This window comes from Mycobacterium celatum, assembly GCF_002101595.1.
Lineage (GTDB): Bacteria > Actinomycetota > Actinomycetes > Mycobacteriales > Mycobacteriaceae > Mycobacterium > Mycobacterium celatum.
In genome coordinates this window covers 77,566-94,847 of sequence record NZ_LQOM01000028.1, presented here as the reverse complement: position 1 = coordinate 94,847, position 17,282 = coordinate 77,566, and the positions used below count along the sequence as shown (strand labels likewise).

Below are 17,282 nucleotides of genomic sequence, written 5' to 3'. Positions count from 1 at the left end.
ATACACACTGACACAAGGGAACCCGACGCAGCGGTTCGCCGGGCGGTCACCCATGCCATCGTCACCTTGATTCACGTACCAGGCCCCGAAACGCCGTGCGAAACGGGGCTTTTTGCGACTGGTGGCCGGACTAGGCGTAGATCGCCTCGATATCGGTGGCGAACTTTGCGGCCACCACCTTGCGCTTGACCTTCATCGTCGGCGTCAGCTCGCCGGTGTCCTCGGTGAAGTCGACGGGCAAGATGCGGAACTTGCGGATCGATTCCGCGTGCGAGACCGCCTGATTGGCCTGCTTGACGGCGGCGTCCACCTCGGCGACCAGGTCGGGGTCGGTGGCCAGGTCGCCCACCGAGCTGCCAGATGCCTTGCTGTTGCGCTGCTTCCAGCCCTCGAACGCCTCGGGGTCGATGGTGATCAGCGCCCCGATGAACGGCTTGGCGTCCCCGACCACCATCGCCTGGCTGATCAGCGGGTGTGCCCGCAACTGGTCCTCCAGCACGGCCGGCGCCACGTTCTTGCCGCCCGCGGTGACGATGATCTCCTTCTTGCGGCCCGTGATCGTCAAGAACCCGTCGTCGTCGATGGAGCCGAGGTCACCGGTCTTGAACCAGCCGTCGGCCATCGCTTCGGCGGTGGCCTGCTCGTTGTGCCAGTACTCCCGGAACACCACCCCGCCGCGCACCAGCAGTTCCCCGTCGTCGGCGAGGCGCATGCTGTTGCCGGGCAACAGCTTCCCGACGGTGCCAATCTTCAGGTCGCCGACCCGGTTGACCGTGATGGCCGCGCTGGTCTCGGTCAGGCCGTAGCCCTCGTGGATGGTCAGGCCGACACCGCGGTAGAAGTGGCCCAGCCGCGCGCCGAGCGGCCCGCCGCCGGAGATGGAGGCGCGGCAGTTGCCGCCCAGCGCCGCGCGCAGTTTGTGGTACACCAGCCGGTCGAACAGCGCGTGCTTGGCGCGCAGCAACAGGCCGGGGCCGCCGCGGTCCTGGGCTTCGCTCCAGTCGACCGCGGTCTGGGCGGCAATCTGGAAGATCCGGCCCTTGCCGTCGTTGTCGGCGTTCTGCGCGGCGGTGTTGTACACCTTTTCGAAGACCCGCGGCACCGAGACCACGATCGTCGGCTTGAACACCGAAAACATCGGCACCAGGTTCTTGATGTCGCTGGTGAAACCGACGGTGACCTTGTTGGTGAAGGCGGCCAGGGTGATCGCGCGGGCCAGCACGTGGGCCAGCGGCAAAAAGACCAGCATCCGCTGGCCCTTGCCCAGCAGCGTCGGCAGCGATTCTCTGGCGCCGCGGATCTCATAGACCAGGTTGGAATGGGTCAGCTGGCAGCCCTTGGGCCGGCCGGTGGTCCCGGAGGTGTAGATCAGCGTGGCCGGCGCCTCGGCCCGCAGGGCCTCGACCCGCCCGGTCAGTTCGGCTGGATCCACGGAAGCGCCGGCTTCGGCGAGCGCCTCGATTGCCTTGGGGCCCGAGCCGTCGATGTGCATCACCCGGCGCAGCGCCGGCAACTCGCCGGTCAGCTCGGTGACGATCTTTGCGTGGGCATCGGTTTCGGCCAACACCAGCACCGCGCCCGAGTCCTGCAGCACCCAGCGCACCTGCTCGGCCGACGACGTCTCGTAGATCGGCACGGTGACCGCCCCGACCGCCAGGATCGCGAAGTCGAGAATCGCCCACTCGTAGCGGGTAGCCGAGAAGATGGCCACCCGGTCGCCGACCTGCACTCCTTCTGCGATCAAACCGCATGCGGCCGAACGGATTTGGGCTGCCGCCTCGGCGCAGGTGACGTCGGTCCAGGCGCCGTCGACCAGGCGCTGGAAGATCACGAAGTCGGGATCGTCGCGCTCATGCTCGAATACCGCGGCGACGACGTTGTCGCGCTCGCCCACCGTGAACGGGGCGGGAACACTGAATTCACGCACTCTTGTGACCTCGCTTGATGTAGGCGGCAAAGTGCAGTCCAGCCTAGTCCGGACGTGATGCTGTTCACTCCCGGACCGCGGTATCCGGCGCCGTCAGAGATATGTGAAGCTAGCGCCGTGCACAGCATTCAAGTCGCCGACGAGACGTTTGTCGCCGCCGACGCCGCCCGGGTCGGGGCGGCGGTTGCCGACCGGGCCAGTTGGCGGCGGTGGTGGCCCGATCTGCGGCTCGAAGTCGTCGAAGACCGCGCCGAGAAAGGAATCCGCTGGGCGGTGACCGGACCGCTCACCGGCACAATGGAGATCTGGCTCGAACCGGTGCTGGACGGGGTGCTGCTGCACTACTTCCTGCACGCCGAGCCCTCCGGTGCGGCGGCCTGGCAGCTGGCCCGGATGAACCTCGCCCGAATGACCCACCGCCGCCGGGTTGCGGGCAAGAATATGGCGTTCGAAGTGAAGGCGACGCTGGAGCGGTCACGTCCCGTCGGGGTCGCGCCAGTGGCTTGACCCCGGTCGGACCGGCGCGGGGAGTACCGTTTCTGCGAAAGACACTGGGGGTAGCACCCGCTTGCGGGGGAGAGGGAAGCAGCCAGGTGGCGGAGAAGACGGCGCAGACGATCTACATCGATGCCGACCCCAGCACCGTGATGGACGTGATCGCCGACATCGGTTCCTATCCGGAGTGGGTCTCTGAGTACAAGGAGGCCGAAGTCTTGGAGGCCGACGCCGACGGCTACCCGAAAGTCGCGCGCATGGTGCTGGACACCGCGGTGCTCAAGGACACCCTGGTGTTCTCCTACGACTGGCCGAAAGACCGCGGTTCGGTACGCTGGTCACTGGTTTCCAGCTCGATATTGCGTTCCCTCGAGGGCGCATACTTGTTGTCGCCCAAGGGGTCTGGCACCGACGTGACTTACGAGCTCACAGTCGACCTGGCTATTCCGATGATCGGGTTGCTCAAGCGCAAGGCCGAGCGCAGGCTGACCGACACCGCGTTGAAGGATCTGAAGAAACGAGTCGAGGCTGAGTGAGTCGGCAACGCCCGTCCTGGCCCGGATCAGTCTCTTCGTCGGCAAGGGCGGGGTAGGAAAGTCCACCCTGGCGGCCGCCACGGCCGTTGCCGACGCGCGCGCCGGCCAGCGGGTGCTCGTGGTGTCCACCGATCAGGCGCATTCGCTTGGCGACGTGCTGGGCGTCGCGGTTCCGCCGACCGGCCGGCGCGACCCGGTCCGCGTGCTCGCCGACCTTGAGACCGGCGGAGCCGACACCGGCGGTGGGTTCTTGGACGCGCTGGCGCTGGACACCCTGGCGCTGCTGGAGGCTCGCTGGCGTGACGTCGTCGACGCGCTGGGCGGGCGTTTTCCCGAGTCGGAGCTGGATAGCGTTGCGCCCGAAGAACTCTCGGCGCTACCTGGCATCCAGGAAGTCCTCGGCCTGCACGAGGTCGGTGAGCTGGCCGCGGCCCGGAGGTGGGACCACGTCGTCGTCGACTGTGCGTCCACCGCCGACGCGTTGCGGATGCTGACGCTGCCGGCCACCTTCGCGCTGTACGTGGAGCGCGCGTGGCCGCGCCACCGCCGACTGTCCGGCGCCGCCGACGACCGCTCGGTGGCGGTGGTGGAACTCCTGGAACGCATCAGCGCCAGCGTCGAGCGGCTCTCGGCCCTGCTCACCGACCCTGCGCTGGTCGGCGCGCATCTGGTGCTGACCGCCGAGCGGGTGGTGGCCGCCGAGGCGGTCCGCACACTGGGCTCGTTGGCGCTGATGGGCGTACGGGTGGAGGAGTTGATCGTCAATCAGGTTCTGGTGCAAGACGATTCATATGAATACCGCAACCTGCCCGACCATCCGGCGTTCGACTGGTACGCCGAGCGCATTGGTGAGCAGCGTGCCGTGCTGGACGAGCTGGACGCCGCGATCGGCGACGTGGCGCTGGTACTCACCCCGCACCTGGCGGGCGAGCCGATCGGCCCCAAGGCGCTGGCCGAGCTGCTCGACAGCGCCCGTCGTCGCGACGGATCGCCGCCGCCGGGACCGCTGCGTCCCATCGTGGACCTCGAATCGGGATCAGGGCTGCAGTCGGTGTACCGATTGCGGCTAGAGTTGCCGCAAGTCGATTCCGGCGCGCTGAGCCTGGGCCGGGTCGACGACGACCTGATCATCCGCGCCGGCGGCATGCGGCGCCGAGTTCGGTTGGCGTCCGTACTGCGGCGGTGCACGGTGCTGGACGCCCATCTTCGAGGTAGTGAGCTGACGGTGCGTTTTCGACCCAATCCGGAGGTGTGGCCGGCGTGAGTGGCGTGCACCCCGACATCGGTCCGGAATTGCGGAAACTGGCGCAGACCATCCTGGACGGAATCGACCCGGCGGTGCGCGCGGCGGCGATGCGCGCGTCGGGTGGCGGTCCGGGAACCGGCAAATGCCAACAGGTGTGGTGTCCGGTCTGTGCGCTGGCCGCGCTGGCCGCCGGCGAACAGCACCCACTGCTGACGGTCATCGCCGAGCACAGCGTCGCACTGCTGGCGGTCATCCGCGCCATCATCGCCGAGGTCGACGGATCGATGACCCCCCCGCCGCCGGAAGGGCCGCCCGGCGGCGGCGTCGCCGAGCCTGCTCCTGAAGCTGGCGCGAAGAGCCGCTACGAGCCCATCACGATCACCGTCGAGGAGTAGCGGCGATCCGAAGCCGGGCGCCGCGTGCTGTAGTCGCATCCACACTCGATCGGTACAGTTGGCGCAGAATACTATCCGGCGCGGGTGAGAGAGGGAGGGGCCATGTGGTACTGGCTTTTCAAGTACATCTTCATGGGCCCGCTGCTTGCCCTGCTGGGACGGCCGAAAGTCGAAGGACTGGAAAACATCCCGCAATCCGGGCCGGCGATCCTGGCGAGTAACCACCTCGCGGTCGCCGACAGCTTCTACCTGCCGCTGGTGGTGCGACGCCGCATCACCTTCCTGGCCAAGGCGGAATACTTCACCGGTACCGGCCTGAAGGGATGGTTCCTGCGCTGGTTCTACAGCACCACCGGTCAGGTCCCGATCGACCGCACCGACGCCGACACCGCGGATGCGGCATTGCGAACCGCCGAGCGGTTGCTCAAGGAGGGCAAGCTGCTCGGCATGTACCCCGAGGGCACCCGCTCACCCGACGGGCGGCTATACAAAGGCAAGACCGGGCTGGCCCGGTTGGCGCTGCACACCGGCGTACCGGTGATCCCGGTGGCGATGATCGGCACCAACAAGGTCAATCCCCCGGGCAGCAAGATGTGGCGGTTCGGCCGGGTCACCGTGCGGTTCGGCAAGCCGATGGAGTTCTCCCGGTTCGAGGGGTTGGCCGGCAACCGCTTCATCGAGCGGGCCGTTACCGACGAGGTGATCTACGAGCTGATGCGGCTCTCAGGTCAGGAATACGTCGACATCTACGCGGCCACCGTCAAGGACCGCGGTAACGGATCGGTGCCGGCGAGCGAACCGCCGGCACGCATCCCGGAGACCGCCGCCGGCTAAGGCCCGTCAGCCGACTGCGGAGACCGCTGCCGGCTCGGGAACGGTCGATTCCCGCGGCGCCGTGCGCGCCGCGACGGCCACCCCGGCCGTGAGGATGGTCGCCAGCGCCCACCACACATAAGACGCCCCGACGAGCTGGCGCCACCCGGCCGCCGTCGTCTCGTGGTGTTTGGGCATCAGGTCGATCGGCGTCCACACCATCACCGCCACCCCGGCCGCGCTGACGAGTGCCAGCGCGGGCCTGCGGCGCCGCCATGCCAGCGCGCCCGTCACCAATACCGCCGGCAGCATCCACACCCAGTGGTGCGACCACGACACCGGCGAAACCACCAGCCCGAACAAGGCAATACAGATCACCGCGAGAGTCGGTTCGCCCGCCGCCAGCACCCGCCGCGCCGCCCAGACCGTCAATGCCAACACGAGCAGGCACGCGGCCACCCAGAACGGGAAGCGTTCGTGCTCACCGAGCCCCAGCCGGGCCAACGCGCCCGCGACGTTCTGGTTGGTGTTCAGCGAGGCGGCGCCGATGCGGTCGGTCTTGCCCACGGTGTCCGTCCAGTACTCCCACGAGTCGCGCCAGGCCAGCGCAAACGCGGCCAGGGTAGCGACCATGAACGACGCAAGCGCGGTCAGCGCGGCGCGGCCGTCGCGGCGCAGCAGGAAATACAGCAAGAAGACTGCCGGCGTGAGCTTCAGCGCGATGCCCAGCCCCAGCATCAGCCCGCGCGGCCACGGGGTCCGACGCGGCAGGCAATCGGCGATTACCAGGGTCATCAGCACGACGTTGATCTGCCCGAACGCGAAGTTCGACCTGATCGGCTCCAGCCACGTCGCCGACACCGCCACGATGACCACGGCCAGCCAGCATCGGCGCAGCCAGGCCGGCCCGGGCGCCACCCGCGAGGTGTCCCACACGTCGAGGCGGGTCAGCACGATCATCATCGAGGTGATCAAGAGCGCCAGCGTCGTCAGCGTGATCGCGACGCTGGCGGCCGGCAGCCCCAGCCAGGCGAACGGGCAGAACGCGATGGCAGCCAGCGGGGGATAGGTGAACGGCAGGTCCAGGCCGATCGGCGTGTGGAACTTTGCGTCGCCGGCATAAAGGGGACGGCCGTCCAGCCAGGCCTGACCACCCATCCGATAGACGTCGATGTCGATGCGGTACTGCGCGTGCCAGATCAACTGCCAGCCCGCGTAGCCGAACGCCGCTGCGGCGATCAGCAGCAGCAACGCCCAGACGGCGACCTGCCTACCGGCAACCCGCCCGCGCATGCTGCCCAGGTCGGGCGACTGCCGTCTACTCATGTCGCAGACAGCCTATCGGTGACATTGGCGCCACGCGGTATTGCAACGGCCGATGCGTGCGAAGTGGGCGTACTTTTTTTAAGGTGCTCGACTGGTTGCGGCATGACATCATCGACCGCGGGCGATTGCCGCTGCTGTGCTGTCTGGTCGCGTTCATCCTGACGTTCTTCGTGACGCGCACGTTCGTGCGCTACATCCGTCACCGCGCCGACCGTGGCGTACCGCCGAAATGGTGGGAGCCGCGCAACATTCACATCGGGTCGATGCACATTCATCACGTGGTCATCGGGGTGGTCCTGGTGATGCTCTCCGGGGTGACCCTGGTGACCTTGGCGCTTGAGGGCAATCAAGCCGAATTAACAACGGCAGCAACCTTTTTCGGCATCGGCGCGGCCCTGGTGCTCGACGAGTACGCGTTGATCCTGCACCTGCAGGACGTCTACTGGGAGGAGGACGGGCGCACCTCGGTGGACGCGGTCTTCGCCGCGGTCGCGGTCGGCGGGCTGCTGGTCCTGGGTTTGCACCCGATGATGTTCTTCCTGTCCTTGTGGCAGGACACCCACTCACCGCTGCTGCACGCCGCGGTGATCCTGGGGTTGGTGCTGACACCACCGCTGGCGATCGTGGTGCTGCTCAAAGGCAAGGTGTGGACCGGTCTGATCGGCATGTTCTTCGTGGTGCTGCTGGTCATCGGCGCGATCCGGCTGTCGCGTCCGCACGCGCCGTGGGCACGGTGGCGCTACACCAATCAGGTGGACAAGATGCGCCGGGCGGTGCAGCGGGAACGTCAGCTGCGCCGGCCGGTGATACGCGCCAAGCTGTGGGTCCAGAGCAGCATCGCGGGTACGCCGCGCCTTCCCGACGAGCGCACCGTGGACGCTCAGCTGGACCTCGAAGTCCATCCCGCGCCGCCGCCCACGGGCCCGATGCGCGTCCTGGTGCCGGGGAGCCGCGGTTAGGCTTTCGCGTCGTGCGGTACTTCTACGACACGGAATTCATCGAGGACGGCCGCACCATCGACCTGATCTCCATCGGGGTGGCCGCCGAGGACGGCCGCGAGTACTACGCCGTGTCCACCGAATTCGACCCGGAACGCGCCGGCAGCTGGGTGCGCACCCATGTGCTGCCGAAGCTGCCGCCCCCCGCGTCGCCGCTGTGGCGTCCCCGCGCCCGGATCCGTTCGGATCTGGAGAGCTTCCTCGGTGTCGGCGGCGACGAGCCGATCGAGCTGTGGGCGTGGGTCGGCGCCTACGACCATGTGGCGTTATGTCAGTTGTGGGGCCCGATGACGGAGCTGCCGGCGGCGATTCCCCGGTTCACCCGGGAGCTGCGTCAGCTGTGGGAGGAGCGCGGACGCCCCCGGATGCCGCGACGCCCCTCGGACGTGCACGACGCCCTGGTCGACGCCCGCGACCAGCTGCGGCGGTTCCGGCTGATCACGGCCGACGCCGATGCGGGCCGCTGAGGAGTCGGTCAGTCAGCACCGCCGCAGGTGAGCGTTCGTCCTGATCAAGAGGCTGCGGTGGCCGGTTACCATATACGGGTGAACTGGACCGTCGACGTACCGATCGACCAGCTGCCCGCGCTGCCGCCGCTGCCGGCCGATCTGCGGGCCCAACTCGACGTCGCACTGGCCAAGCCCGCGGCGCAACAACCCAGCTGGCCGGCCGATCAGGCCAGGGCGATGCGCACGGTCTTAGAGAGCGTGCCGCCGGTCACCGTGGCATCGGAGATCGTGCAGCTGCAGGAGCAGCTGGCCCAGGTCGCGCGCGGTGAAGCGTTCCTGCTGCAGGGCGGTGACTGCGCGGAGACGTTCGTTGACAACACCGAGCCACACATCCGGGCCAACATCCGCGCGCTGCTGCAAATGGCGGTGGTGCTGACCTACGGCGCCAGCCTGCCGGTGGTGAAGGTGGCCCGCATCGCGGGCCAGTACGCCAAGCCCCGTTCGTCGGATATCGACGCGCTGGGGCTGCGGTCCTACCGCGGCGACATGGTCAACGGGTTCGCCCCGGATGCCGCGGCGCGCGAGCACGATCCGTCGCGGCTGGTGCGCGCCTACGCCAACGCCAGCGCCGCGATGAATTTGGTGCGGGCACTGACGTCGTCGGGCCTGGCGTCGCTGCACCTGGTGCAGGACTGGAACCGGGAGTTCGTCCGGACGTCGCCGGCCGGCGCGCGCTACGAGGCACTGGCCGCGGAGATCGATCGCGGCCTGCGGTTCATGAGCGCGTGTGGGGTGGAGGACCGCAACCTGCAGACCGCCGAGATCTACGCCAGCCACGAGGCGCTGGTACTCGACTACGAGCGGGCGATGCTGCGGTTGTCCAACGCCGACGACGGCGAGCCGCAGCTGTACGACCTCTCGGCGCACTACCTGTGGATCGGCGACCGCACGCGGCAACTCGACGGCGCGCATGTCGCGTTCGCGGAGGTGATCTCCAACCCGATCGGCGTCAAGATCGGCCCCACGACCACTCCCGAGCTGGCGGTCGAATACGTCGAGCGCCTCGACCCGTACAACAAGCCGGGCCGGCTGACCCTGGTGAGCCGGCTGGGCAACAACAAGGTGCGCGACCTGTTGCCGCCGATCATCGAAAAGGTGCAGGCCACCGGTCATCAGGTGATCTGGCAGTGCGACCCGATGCACGGCAACACCCACGAGTCGTCCACCGGGTACAAGACCCGGCACTTCGATCGCATCGTCGACGAGGTGCAGGGTTTCTTCGAGGTGCACCGCGCGCTGGGCACCTACCCGGGTGGCATCCACGTGGAGATCACCGGCGAGAACGTCACCGAGTGTCTCGGTGGGGCGCAAGACATTTCGGACACCGACCTGGCCGGCCGCTACGAGACGGCGTGCGACCCGCGGCTGAACACCCAGCAGTCGCTGGAGCTGGCGTTCCTGGTCGCCGAAATGCTGCGCGACTAAGACAGCTTGGTCGCGGGCGTGCGTGTTTGTATGCGACACGCCGGGCAATGCCGTACAACTGTGCACGCTCGCGCGGGAGGGCGGTCAGAGCAGTCCGGCCAGATTGCTGCCGATCGTCCACGCGGCGGCGGCGACCATCCCGGTGATCGCCAGCACCACCGCGATCCAGATCAGCACCATGCGCTGGGCGTGTTGCCGGGCCAAGGCGAACTCGCTGATCTCGATGCCCGCGAATTGCCCTGGCGTTTGGGAGTATTCGGGCTCGTCCGACCAGTCGCGGGTGAGTTGACGGGTCGGGTGCCGCACCTGGCCGGTCGTCTGCGCGGTCCGGCTGCGATACACCGCCGCTGACCGATGCTGCGCCGAGTTGCGGGGTGCGGGCAGCCGGAACTCCGGCAGGTTCAGCTCGTCGGCGAGCTCGTCCAGCACGCTGCTCATCTCGAGTGCGTCGGCGTATCGGCCGGCCGCGTCACGCGCCGTCGCTCGTGCCACGAACGCGTCGAATTGGCGTGGTACACCCTCGATTCGTGCGCTGGGCGGCGGCACGTCGGTGTCGAGCCGTTGATAGGCGACCGACAACGCTGAGTCGCCGCTGAAGGGCGTCTGCCCGGTCAGTAGCTCGTAGGTCACGATTCCCAGCGCGTACACGTCGCTGCGCGGGGTGGCGTTGCCGTCGCGGACCTGCTCCGGCGACAGGTAGGCGGCGGTGCCGAGAATGACGCTGGCCGAAGTGATTCCGGCCGCCGCGACGGCGCGGACCAGTCCGAAGTCGGCGATCTTGACCTCGCCGTCGTCGGAGATCAGCACGTTCTCGGGCTTGACGTCACGATGCACCAGACCGGCGCGGTGCGCGACAGCCAGCCCGCCCAGCACCGGGCGCAGCACCGCGGCAACGGCATGCGGCGGCATCGGACCGCGTTCGGCCAGCAGCTCGCGCAGGGTGCCGCCCTCGATCAGCTCCATCACCAGGAACGGGTGCCGCGCGTCGAGGCCCTGGTCGTAGACGGCGACCAGGCCCGGGTGCTTGAGCCGCGCCACGCTGCGGGCCTCCAGCTGAAACCGGGTGAGGAATTGCCCGTCGCCGGCGTAGCGCGAGTCCATCACCTTCAGCGCGACCGGCCGGTCGAGGCGTTCGTCGATGCCGCGGTACACCGTCGAGGTGCCGCCGGTGGCGATCTTGGCCACAACGCGGTAGCGCCCGTCGAGCAACGCGCCGACCACGGGATCCGTCACGGGCTCATCGTAGGCGCCGCCGCGAATTCAGCTCGAAACCTGCACTCAGCGCGGCGGAATCGGCTCTACACTGAGCGCGATGAGCAGTATTCCGGCCGGCGACGACGTTCTGGATCCCGACGAACCCACCTATGACCTGCCCGACGTCGCCAAGCTCCTGGGTGTGCCGGTTACCAAGGTTCACCAGCAGCTGCGGGAAGGCCACCTGGTGGCGGTGCGGCGCGCCGGCGACGTGGTGGTGCCGCGGGTCTTCTTCACCGAATCCGGCCAGGTGGTCAAGAGCCTGCCGGGGCTGCTGATGGTGCTGCACGACGGCGGTTACCGCGACACCGAGATCGTGCGCTGGCTGTTTACCCCGGATCCGTCGCTGACGATCACCCGCGACGGCACCCGTGACGCCATCAGCAACGCACGTCCGGTCGACGCGTTGCATGCCCATCAGGCCCGTGAGGTGCTGCGCCGGGCACAAGCTATGGCGTACTGAGACTTTCGGCGTCCCCGGCGACTTCGGGCCGCGGTGCCCGATACAGTGCGTACCACGCGATCAGTGCGCAACCGGTGGCGATGATGACGTGGACCCACGAGTACATGCCATGGGCTCCATCCGGTTTGAAGATGACCATCACCCAGGTGGAGAAGCCGGCGATCGCCGCGATCGCCCGCCGTGACTGCGCCAGCGGCGCGATCACCGCCAGCGGCCAGGTGTAATACCACGGCAGAGCCGCGGGCACGAACAACACCACGACCAGCATCGCCCACGCGGTCCCGGTCAGCGCCTCACGGTCGTCATGGCGGAATCGCCACCACAGCAGCGGCAGTGCCACGGCGATGATCACGATCCCGGCGGCCCGGGTGACATGGAGCACCGCGTAGAAGTTGACCGGGAAGAACCACCCGCCGATCGCGTGAATCAGGTTGGCCACGGCCGTCGGCACGGTCAGCCAGTTGATGATCTTGACCGAGCCTGCCAGCGCGGTCAGCCAGCCCAAACCCACTCGCGCCACCGCGGACAACACCGCGAAGACCGCCACGAAGATCAGCACAGACGTCGCGGTGGCCGCCGCGAACGCGCGCAGCGGCCGGTATCCCAGTCGATCGCTGAGATGGCGCATCCAGACCCAGACCAAAAACGGCAATGCGATTCCGGCGGTGGCTTTGACGGCGACCGCCACGGCAACCAGCGTGACGCCCGCGACGTGGTGACGCTCGAGCGTCAGCGCGATGCCGGCCACCATCAGACCTACCATCAGCATCTCGTTGTGCACGCCACCCATCAGGTGGATGATCACCAGCGGATTGAGCACGCAGATCCACAGCGCGGTCGGGGCGTCGGCACCCAGATGTCGGGCTATTCGCGGTGTGGCCCAGATCAACAGCGCCAGCCCGGGCAGCATGCACAAGCGCAGCACCATGGTTCCGGCGATCACATGGTTGCCGACCGCCATCGTGACGAGCTTGGCGATCAGGATGAATGCCGGACCGTAGGGCGCTGTGGTGATTGTCCAGATGGGACTGACGTTGTCCAACAAGGGATTCGGGTTGTCCACCGGGCCGACGGCGTAGGGGTCGAAGCCGTCGCGCAGCAGCGCGCCCTGAGCCAGATAGGAATACGTGTCCCGGCTGAAGACGGGTACCGACAGCAACAACGGCGCCAGCCAGAAGCCGGTGGTGGCCACCATCGTGCATTCGGTTGCCTCGCCCGCGACAACGCGCCGCCCCAGCCGAAGCCAGGCGATCAACATCAGCGCGACGCCGAGCCACAGCAGGACCGAGGACAGCACCAGGCCGTGGCCGAAGCGCAACCAGGACAGGTGAAGCGCCTCCAGCAGCGGGTCGTGCGGTTTGGTGCTGCCCGCGCCGAGTCCGCCCGCGGTGATGAGCACGGCGCCGCTGCCGCCCAGCAGCGCAGGCCGGGCCTCAGCAGAGGTAGCGAACTCGCGAAGTCGCGAAAGGTGTTGCTGGGCAACGGGGGTGGCTGTCGGAGTGGACATCGGGCTCAGGCGGTTCGATTCGCGGTTAGCCTGGCCAGCTCGGACAGCCCCGTTTTGGCCGCTGCGTTGATGGGCGCGGCGGCCAAAGCGGTCAACGCACGCCCGGTCAGTGTGTCGATTTGCTCTTCCACCGCGGCCAGTGCGCCCACCCCTTCGATCACCGCGCGCACGTCGCGCACCTGCGGGTCGGTCAGATCGGTGCCGATCGACGACCGTAACATGTTGGCCGCCAACGGATCCGACTTGTCGGCTATTTCGATCGCGGTGCCCAGCAGCACGGTGCGCTTGCCGGACCGCAGGTCGTCGCCGGAGGGCTTGCCGGTTACCGCCGGATCGCCGAACACGCCCAGCACGTCGTCGCGCAGCTGGAACGCCAGCCCCAGGTCGGTGCCGACCTCGTGGAAAAGGGTGTGCACGTCGGGGCGGTCCGCAGCCGCGGCAGCACCCAGCTGCAACGGTCGCGACACGGTGTAGGAGGCGGTCTTGTAGGTGTTGACGGTTATCGCTGAGGCGATCGACTCGGCGGCGCTGGCCTCCCCGACGATGTCCAGGTATTGGCCGCCGAGCAGCTCGGTGCGGATGTCGGCCCAGACCTGCCGAACCCGGCGGCGCGCATCGGGAGGCAGATCGGCCCCGGCGACGATGTCGTCGGCCCAGGCCAGTGCCAGGTCGCCGAGCAGGATGGCCGCCGACATCCCGAACCGCTCCGACGAGCCCTGCCAGTGCCGGTCGTGGTGCAGCGCAGTGAATTTCACGTGCGCGGTGGGCCGGCCGCGGCGGGTCGCCGACCCGTCGATCACGTCGTCGTGCACCAGCGCCGAGGCGTGCAACAACTCCAGCGCCGAAAACAGCAGCAGCACTTGCGTATCCGGGTCGTTGGACGCCACCGCGCGCCAGCCCCAGTACGCAAAGGCCGGGCGCAGCCGCTTGCCCCCGCCGAGCACGAACTCCTCCAGCGCCGCGACGAGCGCGTCGTACTCGGGTCCGATATGGGCAGCGTCAGTGCGGCGAGCGCGCAGATAGGCCCGCAACTGCTCGGTGATGGCGTCGGCGAACTCGACGGTTGCCGCTGCTTCGACGCTCAGCGCGACGCCCCTTTCTCTCGAGCCGCCCTGGGCCGACAGTCTATGTCGCCTGGCGCCTATGCTGTCGTGATGACCTGCGCCAGGTCGCCCGGCGTCTGCGACGACGCGGCGGGGCGAGGCGCCGGCGGTCGGCCTGCCGCGGCGGGAAACCTAGCCATCCGATGAGGAGCAGCCTTGTGACTCTGAACACCATTGCGCTCGAGCTGGTGCCGCCGAACGTGGACCGCGGTTCGGCGCAAGCGATCGACGATGCCCGCAAGGTGCTGCAGTTCTCCGCGGATGTCGGGCTCGGCGGACGGATCGGGCACGTGATGATTCCGGGGTTGATCGCCGAGGAGGACGATCGGCCGGTCGAGATGAAGCCGAAGCTGGATGTACTGGACTTCTGGTCGATCATCAAACCGGAGTTGCCGGGCGTGCGCGGATTGTGCAGCCAGGTCACGGCTTTCTCCGACGAGGCGTCGCTGCGTACGCGGCTCGCCGATCTGGTCGGCGCTGGGATCGAGGGCATTGTCTTCGTGGGTGTTCCGCGCACCATGCAAGACGGTGAGGGCTCCGGCGTGGCGCCGACGGACGCGTTGTCGATGTATCGCGATCTCGTGGTCAACCGGGGCGTGATCTTGATCCCGACGCGGGAGGGCGAAGCCGGTCGGTTCAACTTCAAATGCGAGCAGGGTGCGACGTTCGCTCAGACCCAGCTGCTGTACTCCGACGCGATCGTGCGGTTTCTGGCCGACTTCGCCAAGGAAACCGACCACCGGCCCGAGATCCTCCTGTCGTTCGGCTTCGTGCCGAAGGTCGAGAACCGGGTGGGGTTCATCAATTGGCTCATCCAGGACCCGGGCAACGCCGCCGTCGCCGAGGAGCAGGCGTTCGTCAAGACGCTGGCCGGCAGCGAGCCGGCAGAGCGGCGCAGGCTGATGCTCGACCTCTACAAGCGGGTGATCGACGGTGTGGCCGACCTGGGTTACCCGCTCAGCGTCCACCTCGAGGCCACCTACGGCGTTACCGCGGCGGCTTTCGAGACCTTCGCCGAGCTGCTGGACTACTGGGCGCCCGGGGTCTAGTCGGGCGGCCCGTCGGCGGGCTCGGCGAAGCGCGGCGAGCGGTCGCGGCTGTACCACGCCAGCCCCGCGACTATCCCAGCGACCGCCAGGGACGCCAGGCCCAGCCACAACGCCGCGCCGCGGAACGAACGGGTGCTGGGATCGGTGTAGCGGGCCTGGGCGGTCATCGTGCTGACCACGCCGGGTTTGAGTTTCCACGCCACCATGTCGGAGTCCACCCGCTCACCGTTGGTGGAGGTCACCGCGCCGGGGAAGGCGACGCTCAGCTCGACGTCGGCGTCGGGATCGGTGAGCGACGTCAGGTCCGCCCGGCCCTCGAGGATCACCAGGTCGCCGGCGCGGCGCAGCGTCAGGTTCACACCCTGGGCGTCGGGGTTCATGTTCGCCAGCTGTGGCAGCTCGGCGAAGGTCAAGTCGGAAAACACCGCCTGCGATCCCACGTAGCCGTCGCGGTCGTATTTGGAGATCGCCACCTTCTGGCTGAACGGGATGTTGGGGTCCAGCTGCGGTCCGGCGTCCTTGTCGTTGCGTGGTTTGGCGGCAGCGACGATCTCTCCGGACACCGTGTCGTCGGGGGAGATGGTCAGCGACGCCTTGACCCGCAGGCATCCGGTGGCGAGCGGCACCACCACCAGCAACAGGGCTACGGCAAGCAGGCGTCGAGATGTCAGTCGTCCGGCCAGAGCCTGGATGCCGCGGGCATGCACCAGGTCATCGTGCCAGACCTGTTGCTATAGCGGCAGCGCGCGGCCCAATATCGCGAATGGCCGTGGGTCCCCGGCGAAGTGATAGCCACGGATGATGTCGACGAAGCCCAGCCGCCGGTACAACCGCCACGCCCGATTGGCCTCGCCGTTGATTTCCGGTGTCGACAACAGCACATTCGCCTCGCCTCGCCCGGCCAGCAGCCGCCGCGTCAACGCCTCGCCCAGGCCGCGGCCCTGCGCCCGCGGATGGATATGTAATTCGGTCAATTCGAAGTAGCTGGTCATCAGGCGGGCGATCTCCGGGCCCTGCAGGCCTCCTCGCTGTAGTCCCGACACCACCTGCTGCTGCCACCACTGATCGGGCGCGCCGCAGTAGCCGTAGGCCACGCCCAGCAGCGGAGCGTTGCTCAGTTGTTCGGCCGACGGGGTCCCACCGGGGTCGACATCGACCTCCACCGCGGCGACGGCCTGCCAGCCGCGGCGCCGAATGTGCTCCAGCCACATAGCGGCGCGCTGGTTTTCGGTCCCGGCGGGATAACGCATTGCGTCGACGTACACGCCCAAGGCGTCATCGAGCCGGCGCTGCATATCGTGCGGCGACAGATCGATGAGGAATGTCGCCAACTCGCGGTGTCCTCCTCGGACGGTCATTGCTCTCATGCTTCCATCGCTCATTATCTTCACCGGCGGTCTCGGTGGGGCGCGGCAATCCGGCGCAGTTACAATCTGCTGACGAACCAGTGGTACGGCGCAGATCGACCTCGTATCATCTGAGTTAGTTGCCCACATAACGGGTATCGTCACGTCACAGCTTGTCGGCAAGGAGGGACGAATGCCACTCTCCGATCATGAGCAGCGCATGCTCGACCAGATCGAGAGCGCTCTCTACGCCGAAGATCCCAAGTTCGCCTCCAGCGTTCGCGGGGGTGGATTGCGCGCGCCCACGGCGCGGCGGCGGCTGCAGGGCGCCGCGCTGTTCGTAATCGGTTTGGGCATGCTGGTTTCCGGGGTGGCGTTCAAGGCCACGATGATCGGGAACTTCCCGGTTCTTTCGGTGCTCGGCTTCCTGGTCATGTTCGGCGGTGTCGTCTACGCCATCACCGGGCCGCGCCTGTCCGCCCAGCCGGACCTCCCCGGACCGCGACAGCGCCGCATCAAGGGCACCGGTAGTTCGTTCACCAGCCGGATGGAGGACCGGTTCCGGCGCCGCTTCGACGAGTAAGCGTCAAGTCGACCCAGGGGCAGCCGCCGGCTGCCCCTTTTTGTTGCGCTGAGCGGCCCGCCGAGACTGCGGTGAGGGCCATCTTGGGTGAAGTAGCGCTCTGTGCGCAGGCTCGGCGCGGTCATCGCAGGCTCAGTCGCCCCACCTCGCCCCACACCCCGTTAGGACCAGTTGAACTGGTGTTTCTCGACGCGACGCGCCGGTCCCGACAATCAATTTCCCAGCGAAACAGCTATCTGTATCCATTAAATGGGGCAAAGTGGGGGATTGTGGGGTATGGTGGCTGAAGTCGTGGGGAGAGGCGGAG

18 protein-coding genes are annotated in these 17,282 nt (G+C 67.8%); 11 read left to right on the top strand and 7 right to left on the bottom strand.

Annotated features, from left to right (window positions below):
- Positions 1–130 precede the first annotated feature (130 nt).
- Positions 131–1,927, bottom strand: coding sequence for an AMP-dependent synthetase/ligase (locus AWB95_RS12015; RefSeq protein ID WP_085168264.1), 1,797 nt, complete (start codon positions 1,925–1,927; stop codon positions 131–133).
- A 117-nt stretch (positions 1,928–2,044) separates the two neighbouring features.
- Here AWB95_RS12015 and AWB95_RS12010 point away from each other — a divergent pair, with 117 nt between their 5' ends.
- The 5 genes from AWB95_RS12010 (at position 2,045) to AWB95_RS11990 (ending at position 5,433) form a co-directional block, all read left to right on the top strand.
- Positions 2,045–2,434, top strand: a complete 390-nt coding sequence (locus AWB95_RS12010; RefSeq protein WP_062538534.1) for a hypothetical protein — start codon at positions 2,045–2,047, stop codon at positions 2,432–2,434.
- An 86-nt stretch (positions 2,435–2,520) separates the two neighbouring features.
- Positions 2,521–2,958 carry an SRPBCC family protein gene (locus AWB95_RS12005; RefSeq protein WP_062538535.1) on the top strand — a complete coding sequence of 146 codons (438 nt, stop codon included), beginning with the start codon at positions 2,521–2,523 and terminating at the stop codon, positions 2,956–2,958.
- On the top strand, positions 2,951–4,222 hold the full coding sequence (locus AWB95_RS12000) for an ArsA family ATPase (protein WP_085168263.1): 1,272 nt from the start codon (positions 2,951–2,953) through the stop codon (positions 4,220–4,222). Before AWB95_RS12005 ends, AWB95_RS12000 begins: the two co-directional genes overlap by 8 nt.
- Positions 4,219–4,599 carry a hypothetical protein gene (locus AWB95_RS11995; protein ID WP_062538547.1) on the top strand — a complete coding sequence of 127 codons (381 nt, stop codon included), beginning with the start codon at positions 4,219–4,221 and terminating at the stop codon, positions 4,597–4,599. Before AWB95_RS12000 ends, AWB95_RS11995 begins: the two co-directional genes overlap by 4 nt.
- A 102-nt stretch (positions 4,600–4,701) precedes the next feature.
- Positions 4,702–5,433, top strand: coding sequence for a lysophospholipid acyltransferase family protein (locus AWB95_RS11990; RefSeq protein WP_062538536.1), 732 nt, complete (start codon positions 4,702–4,704; stop codon positions 5,431–5,433).
- A 6-nt stretch (positions 5,434–5,439) separates the two neighbouring features.
- On the opposite strand, the gene AWB95_RS11985 is transcribed toward AWB95_RS11990, so the two are convergent.
- Positions 5,440–6,738: a glycosyltransferase 87 family protein gene (locus tag AWB95_RS11985; protein WP_062538537.1), complete on the bottom strand. Its 1,299-nt coding sequence runs from the start codon at positions 6,736–6,738 to the stop codon at positions 5,440–5,442.
- Positions 6,739–6,821: 83 nt separating this feature from the next.
- Here AWB95_RS11985 and AWB95_RS11980 point away from each other — a divergent pair, with 83 nt between their 5' ends.
- The 3 genes from AWB95_RS11980 (at position 6,822) to AWB95_RS11970 (ending at position 9,670) form a co-directional block, all read left to right on the top strand.
- Positions 6,822–7,697, top strand: coding sequence for a hypothetical protein (locus AWB95_RS11980; protein WP_062538538.1), 876 nt, complete (start codon positions 6,822–6,824; stop codon positions 7,695–7,697).
- A gap of 11 nt (positions 7,698–7,708) precedes the next feature.
- Entirely contained in the window at positions 7,709–8,203 is a 495-nt protein-coding gene (locus AWB95_RS11975; protein WP_062538539.1) for a polyadenylate-specific 3'-exoribonuclease AS, read from the top strand.
- 78 nt (positions 8,204–8,281) lie between these two features.
- Positions 8,282–9,670, top strand: a complete 1,389-nt coding sequence (locus tag AWB95_RS11970; RefSeq protein WP_062538548.1) for a class II 3-deoxy-7-phosphoheptulonate synthase — start codon at positions 8,282–8,284, stop codon at positions 9,668–9,670.
- Between the two features lie 84 nt (positions 9,671–9,754).
- Here the strand turns inward: AWB95_RS11970 and AWB95_RS11965 are convergent, their stop codons facing one another.
- Positions 9,755–10,903, bottom strand: coding sequence for a protein kinase domain-containing protein (locus AWB95_RS11965; protein ID WP_180275949.1), 1,149 nt, complete (start codon positions 10,901–10,903; stop codon positions 9,755–9,757).
- A gap of 79 nt (positions 10,904–10,982) precedes the next feature.
- Between AWB95_RS11965 and AWB95_RS11960 the strand changes: the two genes are divergently transcribed.
- Positions 10,983–11,387, top strand: a complete 405-nt coding sequence (locus AWB95_RS11960) for an Rv2175c family DNA-binding protein (protein WP_062538541.1) — start codon at positions 10,983–10,985, stop codon at positions 11,385–11,387.
- On the opposite strand, the gene AWB95_RS11955 is transcribed toward AWB95_RS11960, so the two are convergent.
- Positions 11,374–12,894 carry an alpha-(1->6)-mannopyranosyltransferase A gene (locus tag AWB95_RS11955; RefSeq protein ID WP_062538542.1) on the bottom strand — a complete coding sequence of 507 codons (1,521 nt, stop codon included), beginning with the start codon at positions 12,892–12,894 and terminating at the stop codon, positions 11,374–11,376. The two genes, AWB95_RS11960 and AWB95_RS11955, sit on opposite strands and share 14 nt — an antisense overlap.
- A gap of 5 nt (positions 12,895–12,899) precedes the next feature.
- On the bottom strand, positions 12,900–13,979 hold the full coding sequence (gene idsA2, locus AWB95_RS11950) for a bifunctional (2E,6E)-farnesyl/geranyl diphosphate synthase (RefSeq protein ID WP_062538543.1): 1,080 nt from the start codon (positions 13,977–13,979) through the stop codon (positions 12,900–12,902).
- A gap of 176 nt (positions 13,980–14,155) precedes the next feature.
- Here idsA2 and AWB95_RS11945 point away from each other — a divergent pair, with 176 nt between their 5' ends.
- On the top strand, positions 14,156–15,046 hold the full coding sequence (locus tag AWB95_RS11945; protein ID WP_062538544.1) for a mycobacterial-type methylenetetrahydrofolate reductase: 891 nt from the start codon (positions 14,156–14,158) through the stop codon (positions 15,044–15,046).
- On the opposite strand, the gene AWB95_RS11940 is transcribed toward AWB95_RS11945, so the two are convergent.
- Both AWB95_RS11940 and AWB95_RS11935 read right to left on the bottom strand, forming a co-directional pair.
- The gene (locus AWB95_RS11940) at positions 15,043–15,717 is read right to left on the bottom strand and encodes an LppM family (lipo)protein (RefSeq protein ID WP_099539470.1); all 675 of its coding nucleotides are present in this window, start codon (positions 15,715–15,717) and stop codon (positions 15,043–15,045) included. The genes AWB95_RS11945 and AWB95_RS11940 overlap by 4 nt on opposite strands.
- A 60-nt stretch (positions 15,718–15,777) precedes the next feature.
- Positions 15,778–16,377, bottom strand: a complete 600-nt coding sequence (locus tag AWB95_RS11935; protein WP_062538550.1) for a GNAT family N-acetyltransferase — start codon at positions 16,375–16,377, stop codon at positions 15,778–15,780.
- Between the two features lie 208 nt (positions 16,378–16,585).
- Between AWB95_RS11935 and AWB95_RS11930 the strand changes: the two genes are divergently transcribed.
- Complete coding sequence (locus tag AWB95_RS11930) at positions 16,586–16,975, top strand: DUF3040 domain-containing protein (RefSeq protein ID WP_062538545.1); 390 nt, start codon at positions 16,586–16,588, stop codon at positions 16,973–16,975.
- Positions 16,976–17,282 lie beyond the last annotated feature (307 nt).